We start from the raw sequence: 18,683 nt of genomic DNA, 5'->3' as shown, positions 1-18,683 counted from the left end.
CAGGCTCAGTCCACGCTATGTGGGAAACGCTGGCAAGGCGGGTGGTGTGGAGGAATAGTGCAACGGCAAAGGCCTAGTTGCCGAGATCTCCCAGATCGCCATCCTTGGGCAGGGCAAGATCCTCATTGCGCGGGAGTTCCTCGACGTTGACGTCCTTGAACGTGATCACCCGGACGTTCTTCACGAAGCGTGCCGAGCGGTAGACATCCCACACCCAGGCATCCTGCAGCGTGAGGTCGAAGTACACTTCCCCGTCCGCGCTCCGGGCCTGAAGATCCACATGGTTGGCCAGGTAGAAGCGCCGCTCGGTTTCGACAACGTAGCTGAACAACCCGACAACGTCCCGGTATTCACGGTAGAGCTGAAGCTCCATGTCGGTTTCATAGTTCTCAAGGTCTTCGGCGCTCATGGTTCCATCTTGCACCATTCACCGGACGCGAAGCGCCACTTATGGGTTTGGCGCATCTGCCAGGCTTAGGCGTCGCCGGGGCCGGTCAAGTGCCAACTGGTGCGGTGGTAGGCACTCGGTCCTTGCACCCGGATGACCTCCCGGTGCGCGGCAGTGGCGTAGCCCTTGTTCTCGTTCCAGCCGTAGGCAGGGAGTTCGGAGTGCAGGTCCACCATGATCCGGTCGCGGGCCACTTTCGCCAATACGCTGGCCGCAGCGACACTCAAGCAGCTCATGTCGGCTTTGATGCGCGTATGGACGGGAGCCTCACACGCCGGCACGTCCGGAGCAGCGTCGAAGAGGGACGCTTGGACCTCTGGTGACAGCCAGTTGTGGCTGCCGTCCAGCAGCACAATGTCCGGGGTGACGCCGCCAGCCAGGATCTCGAACCAGGCGCGTGTGCCAGCGAGCCGGAGCGCCGCGATGATGCCGATCTCATCGATTTCCTTCGACGAGGCATGGCCCACCGCACTGGCAACGGCCCATTCCCGAACAAGTGGTTCAAGGCGGTCCCTGTCCTCAGGCTTGAGGAGTTTGCTGTCCCGGACGTCGGCAAGCAAGCCATGGTCCTGAAGGTCCACCACGGCAATTCCGACGCTGACAGGACCGGCCAAAGCACCCCTGCCGACCTCGTCCACTCCGGCCAGGAGCCGGGCACCGGACGCAAGGAAAGACCGCTCGACGTCCAGGGTGGGGAATCCCACCACGGTCTTGGGCTTCTTCTTGGCGGCGGCTTTGGCCTTGGGTGCGGCCGTGGTCTTGGTTCGGGTCGGAGCAGTTGCCATTTACTTTCCCGGAGTGGCGGCAGGTACGTTCTTGAAGACATCCGGGTAATTGTCCAGCACGGTCCATCGGTTGATGGGCCATGCTATGACCGTTGCCTTGCCTTCCACATCTTCAATGTTAACGAATCCACCATTGATTTCCTGGTGGCTGCGCGAATCAGCGGAGTGGTTGCGGTTGTCTCCCATGACCCAGACTTTGCCTTCGGGAACAACCACGTCGAACTGCTCCGGCCTGGGGACTTCGGCCGGGTTGATGTATGTTTCGTCCAGCGGCACGCCGTTGATGCTCAAGCGGCCACCTGCGTCACAGCACGTCACATGGTCTCCAGGGAGGCCGATAACCCGCTTGACCAGATGCTGCTCATTGTCGTCGGCCATCAAGCCTACAAATTCGAGGCTGTCACCCACCCAGTCCATGGGGCCCGCGGGCTTCTTTTCCACCGGGGTCAACCATCCCTGCGAGTCCTTGAAGACCACAACATCCCCGTGCTGAAGGTCGAAGGGTCCGGGCACCAGGAGGTTGATGAAAATGCGGTCGTAGACATCCAGCGTGTTCTCCATCGATTCCGACGGAATATAGAACGCCCGGAACAGGAATGTCTTCAACAGGAAGGACAGCACCAGGGCGATGGCCACCACCGTGGCGATCTCCTTGAGCCACACCAGGAGGACGTTCGAACGCTGTTGGGGTTCCTCCTCCCCGTTGGCGGCAGCACCGCCGTCGGACTCGCCACCGTGGTCGGTCGCGGACTCGCCGGCGTTGCTGGTTCCGTCCAAGAGCCGAGCGTCGTCGTCGTGCCCCTCGGGATTGTCAGGAACTCTGTCCGGCATTTACTGTCCGTTCTTCGATGGGTCGGCCTGCTCGGAGCGAGGCATCTCTGCAAATCTATCAAGTGGCCAGATGATCTGGACCGGTCTCCCGATAACCCGGTCCAGGGGCACCATTCCCCCGCCGGGTGCCCCCAGCAGGCCGCGCGAATCCGCCGACCGTGAACGGTGGTCACCCATGAGCCAGAGGCGGCCCTCGGGCACCACTACGTCGAACTTTTGCTTGCTGGGTTCGTCTCCCGGGTAAACATAGGGTTCCTCAAGTACCTGACCGTTCACTGTGAGCCGCCCGGAGGCGTCGCAGCACTGGACGTGGTCGCCAGGCAGTCCGATGACGCGCTTGACGTAGGTGGTGTCACTGCCCGTGAGGCCGAACCACTGGCCGGCAGCATCCACGGCGTCCACCAGAGGGCCTTTTCCACTGCTCAAGGGAGCGAACGAACCGCGGCCATCAAAGACAACGACGTCCCCCTGGCGGATGGGTGCCGAACCAAAAGCCGTCCGCGAGACGAGGATCCTGTCCCCCGTTTCCAGCAACGGTTCCATGGACTCCGAGGGGATGAAGTAAACGTCGATCCACAGGGACCGGACCAAACCACTGATGGCTACCGCAAGCACCAGTGCAAGCAAAACAAAACGCCAGCCCTGTCTCCGGGGCTGGCGTTCTGCTGTGTCCATGATTCGTATCCCTGGTGCGTTGCGGATTGCTCCGGAACCCCGGGCACGAATCCTGGACCCGTTGCGTAAGTTGGTGGACTTACTTGGCGAAGTCGCGCTTTTCCTTGATCTTCGCAGCCTTACCACGCAGTGCACGCATGTAGTAGAGCTTGGCGCGGCGGACGTCACCCTTGGTGACGACCTCGATCTTGTCGATGATCGGGGAGTGTACCGGGAAGGTACGCTCTACACCGACACCGAAGGAAACCTTGCGTACGGTGAAGGTTTCGCGAACGCCGTCACCCTGGCGGCCCAGGACGAAACCCTGGAATACCTGGACACGGGAGTTCTTGCCTTCAATGATGTTGACGTGAACCTTGAGGGTGTCGCCCGCGCGGAACTCCGGAACATCGCTGCGCAGCGAGGCTGCATCTACGCTATCGAGGATATGCATTAATCCACTCCTGGTGAACGCCACAGGTCATTCACTTTGGGTCACGGCGGACAAGCCCGGGGCACGGTGGCCCGCGGAAATTTCCGCCGAAGATTCATCGTGGCCGGCTTCGCCACTGATTGGCGTCGCCGGTTGTCCGACTGTTGGTCAAGCTCCCCCTGTGGCAGGTGCCAGCCCAGTAGACACAAGGGTTAATTCTGCCACATGCGGCAGAATCCGGCCAATCACCGGGTGGAATGCACGACGGCGGTCAGCGGCTTTCGTCGTCGTCAGCACCGCGGGCACGGAGGCGGCCATCCACGACGTCGTACCCCAGGTCCGCGAAGGCAGCGCGATCGGCGCGGAGCAGGCCTGACGCGTCGAACTCCGCCAGGAGGTCCGGCCGGCGTTCAGCGGTACGGCGGTATTGCTCGTGCCGCCTCCACTGGGCGATCTTGCCGTGGTTGCCGCTCAGGAGAATCTCCGGGACGTCGAGGTCCCGCCACGAGGACGGCTTGGTGTACACCGGATATTCGAGAAGGCCGTCGGAGTGCGACTCTTCCACGAGCGACTCCGGGTTGCCCACTACCCCCGGCAGCAGCCGTCCGATCGCTTCAACCATGGCCAGCACGGCCACCTCGCCACCGTTGAGGACGTAGTCGCCCAGGCTGACGGGCCTGACGGTGAAATGGTCGCGGGACCAATCGATGACCCGCTCGTCGATTCCTTCGTACCGCCCGCACGCGAAGACGAGCTGCTCTTCCTCGGCAAGCTCATAGGCCAACGCCTGCGTGAACCGTTCCCCTGCGGGCGACGGCACAATGAGGACAGGCTTCGCAGCGCCACCCTGCGCTACGGATTCCAAGGCTTGCGCCCATGGTTCGGGCTTCATGACCATGCCCGCGCCACCACCATACGGGCTGTCGTCCACGGTGCGGTGGCGGTCTGTGGTGAACGAGCGGAGATCGTGCACGTTCAGCTCCAGGATGCCGTCCTGGCGGGCCTTCCCAATGAGGGAGAGTTCCAACGGAGCAAGGTACTCCGGGAAAATACTGACGACGTCGATCCTCATTCAGGAGACTCCCCGTTGGCTTCTCCTGCTGAATCGTCGTTGATCTCAAACAGGCCGGCCGGAGGGGTGATGAGGATGTAGCCTTCCTCAATGTTCACTTCGGGAACGATCTCGTCCACGAAGGGGATCAGGATCTCCTTGCCATCCTGGCCCTCCACTACCAGGAGGTCCTGCGCGGGCATGGTGTTCAGCGCCGCTACCTTGCCTACGGTGTGGTTTCCCACCCGGGCCTGCAGGCCAACGAGTTCGTGCTCGTACCAGCCCTCTTCGGCGTCCTCGTCGAGGTCTTCGGTCTCGATGAAGAGCTTGGCGCCGCGGATGAGTTCGGCCGCGTTGCGGTCCGCAATCTCATCGAAGCCGAGGAGCAGGATCTCCTTGTTCCAACGCGCGCTGCGGACGGTGAGCGGTCCTGAGGAAGCGGGCTCCACCAGGAATTCCGTGCCGGCCACAAAGCGTTCGGACGGAGCATCGGTCAGCACCTGGACTGTGACTTCGCCGCGGATGCCATGGGGTTTGCCGATCCGTGCCACCTGGAGCTGCATGGGTTCCTCTGAATTCTGGTTTGACCGCAGGCCGGATGGCTGCGGCAGCTGGATTGTTCGATAAAGCAATCCGGCCCCTCCACCATATTCGGTGAAGGGGCCGGACCTAAGGCAAATGATGCTGAGCGCGTTACCGGCGACGGTCGGTGTCGACGACGTCGACCCTGACCTGATCGCCACCAGCCAAAGCTGCAACCACCGTGCGCAAGGCACGGGCGGTGCGTCCCTGGCGGCCGATTACCCGGCCGAGGTCGTCCTGGTGAACGCGCACCTCGAGGGATTCCCCGCGGCGGTTGTTCTTGGCACTGACCTTGACGTCCTCAGGACTGTCAACGATCCCACGGACCAGGTGCTCGAGCGCTTCTGCCAGCAAGTTACTCAGCCTCGGTGGTCTCTGCTTCAGCCTCGGCCGGAGCCTCGGCTTCGTCCTTCTTGGCCTTCTTGGTGATGGCTTCCGGAATGATGACGGAACCCTTCTCCGGAGCCACGAAAGCTTCCTTCGGAGCCTTGGTCTTCAGGGTGCCTTCCTGGCCAGGCAGGCCCTTGAACTTCTGCCAGTCACCGGTGATCTTGAGGATCGCAGCAACCTGCTCAGTGGGCTGGGCGCCAACGGAAAGCCAGTACTGGGCACGCTCGGAGGCGACCTCGATGTACGACGGCTCTTCGGTGGGGTGGTACTTGCCGATTTCTTCAATGGCACGGCCATCGCGCTTGGCGCGGGCATCCATGACGACAATGCGGTAGTACGGTGCGCGCATCTTACCGAAGCGCTTAAGGCGAATCTTTACGGCCACTTTTGTGGTCACTCCTGTTTCTGAAACGAGGGTGAACCCGAGGTTCTGCACCCGTGGGGCGGGCCATACTAAGGGGTTCGAAGGACAAGATACGTGCACGGAGAGAGGGGCCGCACCGATCGAGTACCTGTCCATTGTGCCAGATGGGACGCGCAATTACGACTTGGCCGGTCCAGCCCGGTGTGCCGTTGCCCACACACCGGCAACGGCACAAGGTGGTGAAAGGATCAGCCAACCGACCAGACGTAGAGTCCGGCCCGGTCCGCGTTCTCCACATCCGTGGCCAGCGCGGCGAGCTGCTGGACGTAGCCACGGGATGCGGTTGCGTCGAACGGCATGTCATCCTGCTCCGCCCAGGCGGCTGCGACGTCATCCAGGACATTGCCGTCGCCCTCGCTTTCATAAGTGAGGAGTTCGGCAAGCGCGCGCACCATGGCCTCGGGGACGCCCAGGAGCGCGTCGCTGGTGACGTCCACCAACGCCAGCTCGTAATCGGCGCCGGCAGCATGCACAGCCTGCCCGGCAAGATCGCCCAGTTGTTCAACTTCGAAATCAGTGATGCCATCGATCCGGACGGCGGACCCGGCGACGTCGGCGCCGCCTTCGAGGGCCGCGGCCCGCTTAAGTGCTTCGTCGTGGGTGGCTGCAAAAATTTCGGCAAAGCCCATGGGAACTACTCTCATTCCGTCGTGCTGACAAGTCGCGGAAACGGACCCGCAGGCTCCCTTCCCGCCACTGCCCAGCCTAGTGCAGCCGGCACCCGACGGGCGCGACACGCCCTTAGCGGACGGCAACCCGCAAGTGGTTCCGCCAAGGGTCTTCGAAACGCAGTTCCTTCCCGGTGTGGTGGCTCTGCAGCCCGGCGACCTTGAGGCGGTCAGCCAGGGCCTGCACGTCGTCGTCTCCAGGGACTTCGATCAACACTTCACCGAGGCCCAGGGTGTCGCGGCGCGGTCCTGCGCCGCGGCTGTTCCACACATTCATCGCCATGTGGTGGTGGTATCCGCCGGCCGAAACGAACAGCGCCTGGCCATGCCACCCGGCCGTCCGCTCGAAGCCGAGGGTGTCCACGTAGAACTTCTGCGCCGTGGCCACGTCACCCACCTGCAGGTGGACATGCCCGATCCCCGCGCCGGCCCGGGCCTGTCCGGTCACAGCCTCTTCACTCAGGTACTGCTGGAGGTAGGCCTGCGGCGGAAGCGCCACGTTATCCATCACCACGTTCTTCCCGTCCCACTGCCAGACCTCGCGGGGCTTGTCGTAGTACAGCTCGATGCCATTGCCTTCGGGATCGGTGAAATAGAAAGCTTCGCTCACCAAATGGTCCGCGCTGCCAACGAAGGCCCGCGGCTCGTACTGCGCGGCGGTCGCAATCGTGGCGGCCAAAGACGGCTGGTCTTCGAAGAGGATTGCCGTGTGGAAGAGGCCCGCCTCGCCCCGACCGGGGATCTGAAGGCCGGCAGCGGGGGCAAGGTGGACCACAGGCTTGCCCAAGCGGCCCAAATACACTCCGCCGTCCTGCTCCGCTACCACCTGGAGACCCAGGGCGCGCTGGTAGTAGTCGCTCATGACTTTCATGTCGCCGACCTTGAGCATCACCGTGCCCATGGTGAGTTCGGCAGGCAGCAGGTCCTGGGTGGATGAGGTGGTCATATGAAACTCCCGGTAATGAAGGTGGCCGCTGTTCGGCGCGTTCTACTTATCTAAATTACTTGAAGCTTCAATTTATTCCTAGCGGATCACCGTTCCACGCAACACCACACTCTTCAGCTTGTGGACTGTGGCCAGCTCCTGCCGCGGATCAGCAGCGCAAAGCACGACGTCGGCACTCGCGCCTTCGCTGATGGCGTCGGCTCCCAGCCACTCACGGGCGCCCCAAGTGGCAGCGTTGAGCACAGCGGCAGGCGGCAGGCCGGCGTCGTGCAGTTCCTGCATTTCGTCCGCGATACGGCCGTGGTTGATGACGCTCCCGGCGTCCGTACCCGCGTAGACGGAGACTCCTGCTTCGAAGGCCTCCAGGACGCGTTCGCGGCGCCGCTCCCACAGGGCAGTCATGTGCTGCGCATAGTCGGGGAACTTGGGCCTTGCTTGTGCGGCGATGTCCGGAAAAGTAGCGATGTTCACCAGCGTGGGGACGATCGGCACCTGCTGCTCCACCAAACGGGGCACATGCCGCGGCAAGAGACCGGTAGCGTGCTCGATGCAGTCAATGCCGGCGTCGAGCATCTGGTCCACGGTGTCTTCGGCGAAGCAGTGCGCGGTCACGCGGGCCCCTTCGTCGTGCGCAGCGGCAATGGCATCCTTGACCACGGCGGCAGGAAATGACGGGGCGAGGTCTCCAACGCCACGGTCTATCCAGTCGCCCACCAGTTTGACCCAGCCATCGCCGGCGCGGGCTTCCTTGCGCACTGTCTCCACCAGCTCTTCGGGCTCCACCTCGTGGCCCAGGCCTCGAAGATAGCGGCGGCTCCGCGCGATGTGCCGCCCTGCCCGGATGAGCCGCGGGAGATCTTTGCGCTGCTGGACCCAACGGGTATCGCTGGGTGAACCGGCGTCCCTGATCAGCAGCGTGCCGGCGGCGAGGTCGGTTTGCGCCTGGGCCAAGGTGGTCGCCTCATCCACCGATCCGCCCGGACCGAGGCCGATGTGGCAGTGGGCGTCCACGAAACCCGGGAGGACCCAGCCATCCAGCACGGCGTCCGGCCGGGCCGCGGGCCGGATGAACGTCAGCAGGCCATCCACGGACCATAGCCCCCGGCGCTCGTCCTCGGCTCCGAGCAGCACGGGACCGGTGAATTCGATGATGTTCGCCATGGCAAAAGCCTAGTGCTCCCCCACGAGCCACGCCCTGCCGGATGGCTTGTGACTGGGACCACCCAGGGAGCTGTGGTAGCTTCGTCTACGACCACACGGGGGCCCTTGCAGGGGCTGAGATCGGACTGAGGCAGTCTGCGACCGTTGAACCTGTCCGGGTAATGCCGGCGAAGGAAGTGAGTAATCCTTGAGCACCACAGAAACACAGCACAGCCCTGCCCAAAACCAGTCTGCTACGGCAGAGGAGACGGTCACGCAGTCGCTGAAGTCCCATTCGCTGGCCTGGCTGGAAGATCCCCGCCACGGCATCCGCGTACCGGTCACCGAAATCGCGTTGGAACCATCGCCGAACGGCCAGGCCAACGCTCCCTTGCAGGTGTACCGCACCGCCGGGCCAGGCAGCGACCCGGTAGTGGGCCTGCGTCCTTTCCGGCAGCCCTGGATTGAAGAACGCAGGGACACGGAAAGCTACAGCGGCCGCGAACGCAACCTGCTCGACGACGGCAAGTCGGCTGTCCGCCGCGGGGCGGCCTCGGCGGAATGGAAGGGTGCCCAGCCCGTTCCCCTCCGCGCCATCGAAGGCAGGACCGTCACGCAAATGCACTATGCCAAGCAAGGCATCGTGACCCCGGAAATGCGCTTTGTGGCGCTGCGGGAAAACTGCGACGTCGAACTGGTTCGCAGCGAAGTAGCGGCCGGCCGCGCCATCATCCCGAACAACATCAACCACCCTGAGTCCGAGCCGATGATCATCGGCAAGGCGTTCCTGGTGAAGATCAACGCCAACATCGGCAATTCAGCCGTGACCAGCTCCATCGCCGAGGAAGTCGACAAGCTGCAGTGGGCCACCCAATGGGGCGCAGACACCGTCATGGACTTGTCCACCGGTGATGACATCCACACCACCCGCGAGTGGATCATCCGGAACTCCCCCGTTCCCATCGGCACCGTTCCCATCTACCAGGCGCTGGAGAAGGTCAACGGCGAAGCCAACAAACTCACCTGGGAGATCTTCCGTGACACGGTGATTGAGCAGTGCGAACAGGGCGTGGACTACATGACGATCCACGCGGGGGTCCTCCTTCGCTACGTTCCGCTGACGGCCAACCGGGTGACGGGAATCGTTTCGCGTGGCGGCTCCATCATGGCGGGCTGGTGCCTGGCCCACCACGAGGAGAACTTCCTCTACACCCACTTCGATGAGCTGTGCGAAATCTTCGCCAAATACGATGTCGCGTTCTCGCTCGGTGACGGACTGCGTCCCGGTGCCACCGCCGACGCCAACGATGCCGCGCAGTTCGCCGAGTTGGACACCTTGGCCGAACTGACCCAGCGTGCATGGGAGTACGACGTCCAGGTCATGGTGGAAGGGCCGGGGCACATCCCGTTCCACCTGGTCCGGGAGAACGTGGAACGGCAGCAGGAATTGTGCAAGGGCGCCCCGTTCTACACCCTGGGACCCCTCGTGACGGACGTCGCGCCCGGCTACGACCACATCACCTCGGCCATTGGAGCCACGGAGATTGCCCGCTACGGCACGGCCATGCTGTGCTACGTGACTCCCAAGGAACACCTGGGCCTGCCCAACAAGGACGACGTCAAGACAGGTGTGATCACGTATAAGATCGCAGCCCATGCCGCGGACCTCGCCAAGGGACATCCCGGTGCGAACGAACGCGACGACGCCCTCTCCAAGGCGCGCTTCGAATTCCGTTGGCGGGACCAGTTCGCCTTGTCCCTGGACCCGGTAACCGCGGAATCCTTCCACGACGAGACGCTTCCGGCCGAACCGGCCAAGACGGCACACTTCTGCTCCATGTGCGGACCCAAGTTCTGCTCGATGCGCATCAGCCAGGACATCCGGGATGAATACGGTTCTGCCGAAGCCCAGGCAGCGATTGCGGACATGTACAGCGGCATGCGGGAAAAGAGCCAGGAGTTCCTCGCGGCAGGAGGCAAGGTCTACCTGCCCGAGCTGCAGGTGCCTGCAGGGTCAGGACGCGCGAACTGAGCTGGCCCGCCCAACCTCGGCGATGAACTTCCGGATGATCCGGTCTCCATCCGCCGAGTCCTGGGGCCGGTGCCCTCCCGCCGCCGCGCAGCGGAGGGCACCGGTTTCCTGCAGATATGCTGCGATCTCCTCGTAGAGCGGTTCCCAACCGCCTGTGAGGACCAAGGTAGGTACTCCCGGAACGATGTGCAGTTGCGCTTCCCACGGGGGTGCCTGCAGCCGCAGCCTCTTGGCGGAACGCCTGGCCTCGGGTGTTTCCTGCCCGCCGGCCTCGGCAGAAAAGGCGCGCCGGAAGTATTCGCGTTCGTAGTCGGCGTCGTTCAGTTGGTTCCGGATCTCGAAAAGCGGTTCCATGAGGGCACGGTGTGAAGCCGTGGCGGGCAACTCCGCTGTCAAGGACAGGCACGCAGGCTCAACAAGGACCAGGGAATGCACCAGGTCCGGGCGCTCCACCGCCGCAAGCATGGCGGAGATGGCGCCTTGCTCGTGTGCCACCACGTGCCCACCGCCGGAGCTGGCCAGCGAATCAAGCAGGATTGCGACGTCGGCAGCCACATCCGATTCCTCGGGTTCCGCCACGGGGTGGAACCCGTGGCGGCGCAGGAACAGGGCGTCGTAGTCCAAGGCCATGCCATGTTGCTTCGGCCACGCCGCCGCGCCGAAACTGCCCAATCCATGGACAAAAACTACGCGCTGCTTGTGCATTGGATCAGCCTATTCCCCGGCACCGACATCCAACCGGCCGGCAGTTGGGCTGGACCTGGCTACTTGCCCAGGAACTTGTCGAAGCCCTTGGGCAGGTTCAGCGAGGACGGATCGAAGTCCGCAGCACCCTGGCCGAAAGCGGCGCCCTTCGGTGCAGAAGCCGCTGCGGCCCGCTTTGCCTCGGCATCGCGCAATTCCTGCGCGGCCTTGGCCGGGTTGCCGGAACGTGCCTTCTTCTTGGGCGCGTTCTTGCCGCCCTTGCGGCCGCCACCGGGGCCACCCAGACCTGGCATCCCGGGCATACCCGGCATGCCTCCACCCTGGGCAAGCTTCTTCATCATTTTCTGGGCCTGGCCGAACCGCTCCAACAGGCCGTTGACCTCGGACACGTGGACACCGGAACCCCGGGCAATACGGGCCCGCCGCGAACCGTTGATGATCTTGGGCGCAACGCGCTCGTGCGGAGTCATGGAACGGACAATCGCCTCGACGCGGTCTATCTCACGCTCGTCGAAGTTCTCCAACTGCTGGCGGATGTTCTGGGCGCCAGGCATCATCATGAGCATCTTCTTCATGGAGCCCATGTTGCGGATCTGCTGCATCTGGGCCAGGAAGTCGTCCAGCGTGAAGTCTTCCTGGTCGGCGAACTTCTTCGCCATCCGGGCCGCTTCGTCCTTGTCCCAGGCCTTCTCCGCCTGCTCGATCAAGGTCAGGACATCGCCCATGTCCAGGATGCGCGAGGCCATGCGGTCCGGGTGGAAGAGCTCGAAGTCGTCGAGGCCTTCACCGGTGGAGGCAAACATGACCGGCTTGCCCGTCACGGACGCAACGGAGAGCGCGGCACCGCCGCGGGCGTCGCCGTCGAGCTTGGACAGCACGATGCCGGTGAAGTTGACGCCCTCGTCGAAGGCCATGGCCGTGTTGACGGCATCCTGGCCGATCATGGCGTCGATGACGAAGAGAACCTCGTTGGGGATGATCGCCTGGCGGATCCGCTTCGCCTGGTCCATCATCTCGGCGTCGACGCCGAGCCGTCCGGCGGTGTCCACGATCACGACGTCGTGCAGCTTCTGGCGGGCTTCCGCCACGCCGGCCTGGGCAACGGCCACGGGATCCCCCGCGGGGTGCTCAAGTTCCGAGGTGGCACCGGGATGCGGCGCGAAGACCGGAACACCTGCGCGCTGGCCCACCACCTGGAGCTGGGTGACGGCGTTGGGGCGCTGCAGGTCGCAGGCCACCAGCAGGGGGCTGTGGCCCTGGGCCTTGAGCCACTTGGACAGCTTGCCCGCAAGGGTGGTCTTGCCGGCACCCTGGAGGCCGGCCAGCATGATGATGGTGGGGCCGTTCTTGGCCAGGCGGATGCGGCGTGTTTCGCCACCGAGGATCTCCACGAGCTCCTCGTTGACGATCTTCACGATCTGCTGGCTCGGGTTCAGCGCTGCCGAAACTTCGGCACCGAGCGCCCGCTCACGGATCCGTGAGGTGAACTCGCGGACCACCGGCACGGCAACATCCGCGTCCAACAGGGCGCGGCGGATCTCACGGACGGTGGCGTCGACATCCGCTTCGGAGAGACGCCCCTTGCCACGGAGGTTCTTGAAGGTTGCTGTCAACCGGTCAGAGAGTGAATTGAACACGCGCCGCGCACTTCTTTCGATGGTCTTCGGATGGCGGCCAATGCGGCACACCGGAGGGGACTCGACTATCTAGGGTATCAAGTCACGCTTCCAAGATGGCATGCTGGCACGGTGACCGACAAAACAACTGTGAAAACGTTGCTCATCCTCGGAGCCTCCGGCGACTTGACCGGCCGCCTGCTCCTGCCGGGCCTCGCCGGGCTCCTCGCCACGGGCCGTGCGGCCGGTCTTCGGCTGGTTGGCGCCGGATCGGACCCCTGGACTCCGGACCAATGGCGGAAGCGGGTGGACGAGGCCTTCGCGGCGGCGGCCTCCAAAGCCGACGCCACGGTCAAAAAGTCCCTCACCGCCGTGGCCGGATCCACCAGCTACCACCAGGTGGACGTCACGGCGGATGGTCCGCTGGCAGACCTCCTGGGACAGTTGGAGGGACCGGTTGCCATCTATTTCGCCCTGCCGCCGCACATCAGCCAGAAAGCCTGCGAGGTCCTCCGCCGCGAACAGTTACCCACGGGAACCCGCCTGGTGATGGAGAAGCCGTTCGGTTCCGGTGAAGAATCCGCCCGGGAACTCAACAAGACCCTGGCCACCCTGGTGCCCGAAGACCACGTCCACCGCGTGGACCACTTCCTGGGCAAGGCGACCGTGCTCAACATCCTTGGCCTGCGCTTCGCCAACCGTTTCCTGGAGCCGGTGTGGAACCGCAACCACATCGAGAAAGTGGAGATCGTCTTCGATGAAGACCTTGCCCTCGAGGGCAGGGCACGCTACTACGACGGTGCCGGCGCCCTGCGGGACATGATCCAGAGCCACTTGCTCCAGGTCCTGGCGCTGTTGGCCCTCGATGCCCCCGCCACCCTCCATGAGCGGGACCTTCGCGATGCCATCGCCACCGTGCTGCGTGCCAGTACCGTGAAGGCACCGTATGCGAAGAGCACGCGTCGCGCCCGGTACAGTGCGGGAACCCTGGGCGGACGGGCCGTGCCGGACTACACGGCCGAAGAAGGCGTGGACGCCGCACGGAATACGGAAACGCTGGCCGAGGTGGAGGTCAGCGTGGACAACTGGCGGTGGCAAGGCGTCCCGTTCATCCTCCGTTCCGGCAAAGCCATCGGCCGCAAGCGCAAGGAAGCCGTGATCACCTTCCGGCCCGTTCCGCACCTTCCCACGGGCTTCTCCGGCGTCGATTCCCCCAACCAGCTCCGGATCGGCTTTGGACCCGATGTCCTGGAACTGGATGTGGACGTGAACGGCCCGGGCGACATCTTCAGCCTGGACCGGGCCAGCCTCGTGGCGGAGTTGAACGCCCCGGACCTGCTGCCCTATGGCGAAGTCCTGGAAGGCATCCTCACCGGGGATCCGCTGTTGTCCGTCCGCGGGGACACTGCCGAGGACTGCTGGCGCATCGTCGAACCAGTCCTGCGCTCCTGGTCGCGTGGCACCGTCCCGCTGGAATCGTACGACGCCGGCAGCGCAGGGCCGGCGGGCTGGCCCGCCAACGGCGACGCCTAGGCAGTCGCGGCGTCCCGCCGTCGTCGTCCTCCGCCGGTGGCACCGCACGCAAAAGGGGCCGGATACCTGAAGGTATCCGGCCCCTTTCCGTTGGCGGGTCCTAGATGGCGGCGGCGCCGCGCTCACCGGTCCTGACCCGTACTGCTTCGTAGACATCCACGGTCCAGACCTTGCCGTCACCGGCACGGCCGGTGTTGGAACTGGCGATCAGGACATCCAGGATGTCGTCTGCCTGCTCGTCCGTGGCAAGGACCTCGATCCGGATCTTGGGCAGCAGGTCCACGTTGTACTCGGCTCCGCGGTACACCTCGGTGTAGCCGCGCTGCCGGCCGTAGCCGCTTGCTGCACTGACCGTCAGTCCCTGGACACCGTAGGCTTCCAGGCCTTCCCGGACTGCTTCGAGCTTTTCCGGACGGACGATCGCGGTGATGAGTTTCATGCCTGGACACTCTCCTTGCCGGCGGCGGGGGTCTTGGTTTCTGCAGCTGCCTCGGACTTGCCGGTGACCAGGTCATGCAGTGGCTGGAAGCTGCCACCGTGGCCGCTGACGCCGAACTCGTAGGCGGTTTCAGCGTGCAGGCTGAGGTCCACGCCCACGTTCTCCTGCTCCGTGGAGACCCGGAAGCCCATGGTCTTGTGGATGGCGAGGGCGATGATGAGGGTCATGACGGCCGAGAAGACAATGGCGATGCCTGCCACTGCGAGCTGCGCCCACAGCTGGGCGAAACCGCCGCCGTAGAAGAGGCCGCCCGGGGTGACCCCTTCGCTGGGGACTGCGATGAAGCCGAGGGCCACGGTACCGATGATGCCGGAAACCAAGTGGACGCCAACAACATCGAGGGAGTCATCGAAGCCCCAGCGGAACTTGAGGCCGACTGCCAGGGCCGAAGCCACACCGGCAACCACGCCGAGGCCAAGGGCGCCAACGGGGCTGACGTCTGCACAGGCCGGGGTGATGGCCACGAGGCCGGCCACAACACCGGAGGCTGCGCCGAGGGAGGTGGGGTGGCCGTCGCGGATACGCTCAGTGATGAGCCAGCCGATCATGGCTGCGGCGGGAGCTGCGAGGGTGTTGATCCAGATCAGGCCACCCTGCTCGGCCGTGGCAGCTGCACCGCCGTTGAAGCCGAACCAGCCGAACCACAGGATGGCAGCGCCCAGCATGACGAAGGGGATGTTGTGCGGCCGGTGGTTGGGATCCTTGCCGAAGCCGCGGCGGTTGCCGATGATCAGGACAAGGATGAGGGCCGCCACACCGGCGTTGATGTGGACCACGGTGCCACCGGCGAAGTCGATCGCGTGGCCCAGGGCCTGGCCGATTGCGCCGTCAGGGCCGAAGAGACCGCCGCCCCAGACCATGTAGGCCAGCGGGCAGTAAACCAAGGTGACCCACACGGGGACAAAGAGGGTCCAGGCGCCGAACTTGGCGCGGTCTGCGATGGCGCCACTGATGAGGGCCACCGTGATGATCGCGAAGGTTGCTGCGTAGCCGATCTTGATCAGCGCGTCCGGCGTCGAACCGGCGCCCTCAAGTCCGAAGGTGGCGAACGGGTTGCCGACGATCTGCAGGAAGCCTTCGCCGGAGCTCATGGATGCCCCCCACAGCACCCATACGACGCCGACGATGCCGATGGAAATGAAGCTCATCATCATCATGTTCAGGGCTGCCTTGGCACGCGTCATGCCACCGTAGAAGAATGCCAATCCAGGTGTCATGAACAGCACGAGCGCCGCCGCCACCATGACCCATACGTGACCTGCGGTAAGTTCCATGGTGCACGTTCCTCTCTTGCTAGTACTGCGGTTCCAACCGCTGTCCTGACGCCTTTTGCGTCCTGCAATAGAGTTTTGTGCCGCAGTGTTTCACCTGCGCAGGAATTAGATTGCGGGCCGGTTACAACAACCTCCCCAACGTAAATGGTGCATCACCGCGTTGTTACGGATATGTTTCATGCGTCACACACCCCGAAAATGAAGGACCAGCACCCCATGCCTCAGTCGCCCCGATCCGCAGAGAAGCCAAGGATCAGGCCTGACAGGGAACCGCTCCCCCGCGACATCAAGGTGATGCTCGCCGCAGCGTTCCTCATTGCATTGGGCTTCGGCCTGGTGGCCCCGGTGCTGCCGCAATTCGCCACCACGTTCGACGTCGGCGCGACAGCCGCCGCTGTGATCGTCAGCATCTTCGCGTTCATGCGGCTGGTCTTCGCGCCGGCCGGAGGTGCGCTGATCGGCCGCTTCGGGGAGCGCAATGTCTACGTCACGGGCTTGCTGATTGTTGCCGCGTCAACCGCGGCCTGCGCGTTCGCCCAGAACTACTGGCAACTGCTGGTCTTCCGCGGACTGGGCGGCGCCGGTTCGGTCATGTTCACCGTTGCCGCCATGGGGCTGCTCATCAGGCTGGCGCCTCCCGAACGCAGGGGCCGGGTTTCGGGAGCCTACGCGTCGGCGTTCCTGATCGGCAGCGTGCTGGGCCCCGTGGTGGGCGGACTCCTGGCCGGGTTCGGGCTCCGGGTGCCGTTCCTGGCCTATGCGGGGGCGCTGCTGGTGGCAGCCCTCGTAGTCAGGACCATGCTCAGCGGTGCGGGAACGGATGGCCCGGAGGCCGGTCACGCTCCGGCCATGCCCTTGCGGGAAGCCCTGCGCGACTCGGCCTACCGGGCAGCGGTCTTTTCGAGTTTCGGCAATGGCTGGGTGACCTTCGGCGTGCGCATGGCCACCATCCCGCTCTTCGCCACGGCCGTGCTGCAGTCACGGCCGGAAACTGCGGCCTGGGCCCTGGCTGTTTTTGCCGTGGGCAACGCCTTGGCCCTGACCTTTTCCGGGCGCCTTTCCGACGCTTGGGGCCGCAAGCCCCTGCTCGTCCCCGGGCTGGCGATCACTGCCGTGGCATCCGGGGGCATCGGCTTGACGGCTGATCTCCCGGCGTTCTTCGCAGCCTCGGCAGTGGCCGGATTCGGTTCGGGACTGCTGGGCCCTGCCCAGCAAGCCGCCGTCGCCGACGTCATTGGCCGTGGACGCTCCGGCGGCAAGGTGCTCGCCGTGTTCCAGATGGCCGCGGACACTGGCGCGATCATCGGCCCGGTGGTCGCAGGCCTCCTGGCCGACCAACTAGGCTACGGCTGGGCCTTTGGAATAACAGGAGGAGTGCTCCTGGTCACCGCTGCAGCCTGGCTGCCTGCGCGTGAACCCTCGAAGCACTCCTCCGTGGTTGCTGAAGACTAGTTCAGCAGGGCGTCGACGAAACCCTCGGCTTCGAACGGAGCGAGATCGTCCGGGCCTTCGCCGAGGCCGATGAGCTTGACCGGCACGCCCAGCGTTTTCTGGATCGCGACCACGATTCCGCCCTTGGCCGTGCCATCCAGTTTGGTGAGCACGATGCCGGAGATGTTCACCACTTCGGCAAAGACACGTGCCTGGTTCAGGCCGTTCTGTCCGGTGGTTGCATCGAGGACCAACAGGACCTCATCCACTTCGGCGAGCTTCTCGATGACGCGCTTGACCTTGCCGAGCTCGTCCATGAGGCCGGTCTTGTTCTGCAGGCGGCCGGCGGTGTCCACCATGACCACGTCCACTTCCTGGTCGATGCCTGCCTTCACGGCCTCGTACGCAACGGAGGCGGGGTCGGCGCCGTCGATGTCCGACTTCACCGTGGGAACGCCAACGCGCTGGCCCCACGTTGCCAACTGCTCGGCCGCTGCGGCCCGGAAGGTATCGGCAGCGCCCAGCAGGACGTCCTTGTCTTCGGCCACCAGGACACGGGCCAGCTTGCCTACCGTGGTGGTCTTGCCGACGCCGTTCACGCCAACAACAAGCACGACGGCGGGCCGGTCGCCTTGGCGGGCGACGTTCAGCGAGCGGTCCATGCCGGGATCCACGAGCTTGATGAGTTCCTCCCGCAGCATCGCCTTGACGTGCTCGGGGTCGCGGGTGCCCAGCACCTTCACGCGTTCACGGAGCGCCTCCACCAGTTCCATGGTGGGTTCGGTACCGAGGTCGGCCAGGAGCAGGGTCTCCTCCACCTCGTCCCACACGTTCTCGTCGATCTTGTCTCCGGAGAGCAGGGCCAGGAGGCCCTTGCCCAGGACGTTGTTGGACTTCACCAGGCGGGCGCGGAGGCGGGCCAGGCGGCCTTCGACGGGAGCCGGGGTCTCCACGGCAATGGTTTCCAGCCCGGCGGCGTCATCCGGGGCCACGGCCTCATCGATGGAGCCGTCAAATTCGGGGGCCGGCGCCTTGACGGCGTCGGGACGGTCCTCCACCAGGGTTCCGCCGCCTGCTGCCGGCGACTGGAGGGGGTCGTTGGCGTCCCGCGTTCCGGGATATTTCGCCCCGGACTTCCGGGCCTTCAGCAGCACCGGCACCAGTCCGCCGACCACCACGAGGGCAGCGACAATGGACAGAATAATGGGTAGGAAATCGTTCACTCCCCTACCTTCTCATAA

At 64.5% G+C, this 18,683-nt stretch carries 20 protein-coding genes and 1 riboswitch; of the genes, 3 read left to right on the top strand and 17 right to left on the bottom strand.

The genetic code is table 11. The features are described from left to right. Window positions 1-73: 73 nt before the first annotated feature. The 12 genes from ACIQTZ_RS02555 to ACIQTZ_RS02500 form a co-directional block, all read right to left on the bottom strand. Entirely contained in the window at window positions 74-409 is a 336-nt protein-coding gene (locus tag ACIQTZ_RS02555) for a DUF2469 domain-containing protein (RefSeq protein ID WP_021470793.1), read from the bottom strand. A gap of 65 nt (window positions 410-474) precedes the next feature. Continuing rightward, complete coding sequence (locus ACIQTZ_RS02550) at window positions 475-1,233, bottom strand: ribonuclease HII (RefSeq protein WP_402977231.1); 759 nt, start codon at window positions 1,231-1,233, stop codon at window positions 475-477. Then, a complete protein-coding gene (gene lepB, locus ACIQTZ_RS02545) occupies window positions 1,234-2,064 on the bottom strand; it encodes a signal peptidase I (RefSeq protein WP_402977228.1) in 831 nt (276 codons plus the stop codon). It lies immediately after the preceding gene. Beyond that, window positions 2,065-2,739, bottom strand: coding sequence for a signal peptidase I (gene lepB / locus ACIQTZ_RS02540; RefSeq protein ID WP_402977225.1), 675 nt, complete (start codon window positions 2,737-2,739; stop codon window positions 2,065-2,067). A gap of 79 nt (window positions 2,740-2,818) precedes the next feature. Then, a complete protein-coding gene (rplS, locus tag ACIQTZ_RS02535; protein WP_090818948.1) occupies window positions 2,819-3,172 on the bottom strand; it encodes a 50S ribosomal protein L19 in 354 nt (117 codons plus the stop codon). A 250-nt stretch (window positions 3,173-3,422) separates the two neighbouring features. After that, entirely contained in the window at window positions 3,423-4,223 is an 801-nt protein-coding gene (gene trmD / locus ACIQTZ_RS02530; RefSeq protein WP_402977222.1) for a tRNA (guanosine(37)-N1)-methyltransferase TrmD, read from the bottom strand. Continuing rightward, window positions 4,220-4,765, bottom strand: a complete 546-nt coding sequence (rimM, locus tag ACIQTZ_RS02525; RefSeq protein WP_402977219.1) for a ribosome maturation factor RimM — start codon at window positions 4,763-4,765, stop codon at window positions 4,220-4,222. The genes trmD and rimM overlap by 4 nt, the downstream gene beginning before the upstream one ends. A 130-nt stretch (window positions 4,766-4,895) precedes the next feature. Beyond that, window positions 4,896-5,138: an RNA-binding protein gene (locus ACIQTZ_RS02520; protein WP_347107714.1), complete on the bottom strand. Its 243-nt coding sequence runs from the start codon at window positions 5,136-5,138 to the stop codon at window positions 4,896-4,898. A gap of 1 nt (window position 5,139) precedes the next feature. Then, on the bottom strand, window positions 5,140-5,559 hold the full coding sequence (gene rpsP, locus ACIQTZ_RS02515; protein WP_017199647.1) for a 30S ribosomal protein S16: 420 nt from the start codon (window positions 5,557-5,559) through the stop codon (window positions 5,140-5,142). Between the two features lie 227 nt (window positions 5,560-5,786). Then, window positions 5,787-6,227, bottom strand: coding sequence for a hypothetical protein (locus ACIQTZ_RS02510; protein ID WP_402977216.1), 441 nt, complete (start codon window positions 6,225-6,227; stop codon window positions 5,787-5,789). Between the two features lie 112 nt (window positions 6,228-6,339). After that, window positions 6,340-7,212 carry a VOC family protein gene (locus tag ACIQTZ_RS02505; protein WP_402977213.1) on the bottom strand — a complete coding sequence of 291 codons (873 nt, stop codon included), beginning with the start codon at window positions 7,210-7,212 and terminating at the stop codon, window positions 6,340-6,342. A 78-nt stretch (window positions 7,213-7,290) separates the two neighbouring features. After that, the gene (locus ACIQTZ_RS02500; protein WP_402977210.1) at window positions 7,291-8,373 is read right to left on the bottom strand and encodes an amidohydrolase family protein; all 1,083 of its coding nucleotides are present in this window, start codon (window positions 8,371-8,373) and stop codon (window positions 7,291-7,293) included. Between the two features lie 85 nt (window positions 8,374-8,458). Beyond that, a riboswitch (TPP riboswitch) is annotated at window positions 8,459-8,566 on the top strand. Here ACIQTZ_RS02500 and thiC point away from each other — a divergent pair. After that, window positions 8,561-10,384: a phosphomethylpyrimidine synthase ThiC gene (gene thiC / locus ACIQTZ_RS02495; protein ID WP_400330495.1), complete on the top strand. Its 1,824-nt coding sequence runs from the start codon at window positions 8,561-8,563 to the stop codon at window positions 10,382-10,384. (Overlaps the previous riboswitch by 6 nt.) Here thiC and ACIQTZ_RS02490 read toward each other — a convergent pair. After that, window positions 10,367-11,089 (bottom strand): alpha/beta fold hydrolase, encoded by a 723-nt coding sequence (locus ACIQTZ_RS02490; RefSeq protein WP_402977207.1) that lies wholly within the window; start codon window positions 11,087-11,089, stop codon window positions 10,367-10,369. The two genes, thiC and ACIQTZ_RS02490, sit on opposite strands and share 18 nt — an antisense overlap. Window positions 11,090-11,148: 59 nt before the next feature. Beyond that, window positions 11,149-12,726, bottom strand: a complete 1,578-nt coding sequence (ffh, locus tag ACIQTZ_RS02485; protein WP_400269101.1) for a signal recognition particle protein — start codon at window positions 12,724-12,726, stop codon at window positions 11,149-11,151. A gap of 111 nt (window positions 12,727-12,837) precedes the next feature. On the opposite strand from ffh, the gene ACIQTZ_RS02480 reads away from it, so the two are divergent. After that, the gene (locus tag ACIQTZ_RS02480) at window positions 12,838-14,238 is read left to right on the top strand and encodes a glucose-6-phosphate dehydrogenase (protein WP_402977204.1); all 1,401 of its coding nucleotides are present in this window, start codon (window positions 12,838-12,840) and stop codon (window positions 14,236-14,238) included. A gap of 100 nt (window positions 14,239-14,338) precedes the next feature. Here the strand turns inward: ACIQTZ_RS02480 and ACIQTZ_RS02475 are convergent, their stop codons facing one another. After that, entirely contained in the window at window positions 14,339-14,677 is a 339-nt protein-coding gene (locus ACIQTZ_RS02475; protein WP_017199639.1) for a P-II family nitrogen regulator, read from the bottom strand. Continuing rightward, complete coding sequence (locus tag ACIQTZ_RS02470) at window positions 14,674-16,011, bottom strand: ammonium transporter (RefSeq protein ID WP_400330487.1); 1,338 nt, start codon at window positions 16,009-16,011, stop codon at window positions 14,674-14,676. Before ACIQTZ_RS02470 ends, ACIQTZ_RS02475 begins: the two co-directional genes overlap by 4 nt. 216 nt (window positions 16,012-16,227) lie before the next feature. Here ACIQTZ_RS02470 and ACIQTZ_RS02465 point away from each other — a divergent pair, with 216 nt between their 5' ends. Further along, window positions 16,228-17,463, top strand: coding sequence for an MFS transporter (locus tag ACIQTZ_RS02465; protein ID WP_402977202.1), 1,236 nt, complete (start codon window positions 16,228-16,230; stop codon window positions 17,461-17,463). Here ACIQTZ_RS02465 and ftsY read toward each other — a convergent pair. Continuing rightward, complete coding sequence (ftsY, locus tag ACIQTZ_RS02460) at window positions 17,460-18,665, bottom strand: signal recognition particle-docking protein FtsY (protein WP_402943187.1); 1,206 nt, start codon at window positions 18,663-18,665, stop codon at window positions 17,460-17,462. The two genes, ACIQTZ_RS02465 and ftsY, sit on opposite strands and share 4 nt — an antisense overlap. Window positions 18,666-18,683 lie beyond the last annotated feature (18 nt).

It is taken from the genome of Paenarthrobacter sp. NPDC090520 (genome assembly GCF_044769205.1).
Lineage (GTDB): Bacteria > Actinomycetota > Actinomycetes > Actinomycetales > Micrococcaceae > Arthrobacter.
The sequence above is the reverse complement of the archived record's forward strand: the minus strand, read 5'-3'. Positions and strand labels throughout refer to the sequence as shown.

What these genes read in the sequence shown, in the direction of transcription:
- ACIQTZ_RS02555 (WP_021470793.1), bottom strand. Translation starts at nt 409, where the DNA reads ATGAGCGCCGAAGACCTTGAGAACTATGAAACCGACATGGAGCTTCAG.
- ACIQTZ_RS02550 (WP_402977231.1), bottom strand. Translation starts at nt 1,233, where the DNA reads ATGGCAACTGCTCCGACCCGAACCAAGACCACGGCCGCACCCAAGGCC.
- lepB (WP_402977228.1), bottom strand. Translation starts at nt 2,064, where the DNA reads ATGCCGGACAGAGTTCCTGACAATCCCGAGGGGCACGACGACGACGCT.
- lepB (WP_402977225.1), bottom strand. Translation starts at nt 2,739, where the DNA reads ATGGACACAGCAGAACGCCAGCCCCGGAGACAGGGCTGGCGTTTTGTT.
- rplS (WP_090818948.1), bottom strand. Translation starts at nt 3,172, where the DNA reads ATGCATATCCTCGATAGCGTAGATGCAGCCTCGCTGCGCAGCGATGTT.
- trmD (WP_402977222.1), bottom strand. Translation starts at nt 4,223, where the DNA reads ATGAGGATCGACGTCGTCAGTATTTTCCCGGAGTACCTTGCTCCGTTG.
- rimM (WP_402977219.1), bottom strand. Translation starts at nt 4,765, where the DNA reads ATGCAGCTCCAGGTGGCACGGATCGGCAAACCCCATGGCATCCGCGGC.
- ACIQTZ_RS02510 (WP_402977216.1), bottom strand. Translation starts at nt 6,227, where the DNA reads ATGGGCTTTGCCGAAATTTTTGCAGCCACCCACGACGAAGCACTTAAG.
- ACIQTZ_RS02505 (WP_402977213.1), bottom strand. Translation starts at nt 7,212, where the DNA reads ATGACCACCTCATCCACCCAGGACCTGCTGCCTGCCGAACTCACCATG.
- ACIQTZ_RS02500 (WP_402977210.1), bottom strand. Translation starts at nt 8,373, where the DNA reads ATGGCGAACATCATCGAATTCACCGGTCCCGTGCTGCTCGGAGCCGAG.
- ACIQTZ_RS02490 (WP_402977207.1), bottom strand. Translation starts at nt 11,089, where the DNA reads ATGCACAAGCAGCGCGTAGTTTTTGTCCATGGATTGGGCAGTTTCGGC.
- ACIQTZ_RS02475 (WP_017199639.1), bottom strand. Translation starts at nt 14,677, where the DNA reads ATGAAACTCATCACCGCGATCGTCCGTCCGGAAAAGCTCGAAGCAGTC.
- ACIQTZ_RS02470 (WP_400330487.1), bottom strand. Translation starts at nt 16,011, where the DNA reads ATGGAACTTACCGCAGGTCACGTATGGGTCATGGTGGCGGCGGCGCTC.
- ACIQTZ_RS02465 (WP_402977202.1), top strand. Translation starts at nt 16,228, where the DNA reads ATGCCTCAGTCGCCCCGATCCGCAGAGAAGCCAAGGATCAGGCCTGAC.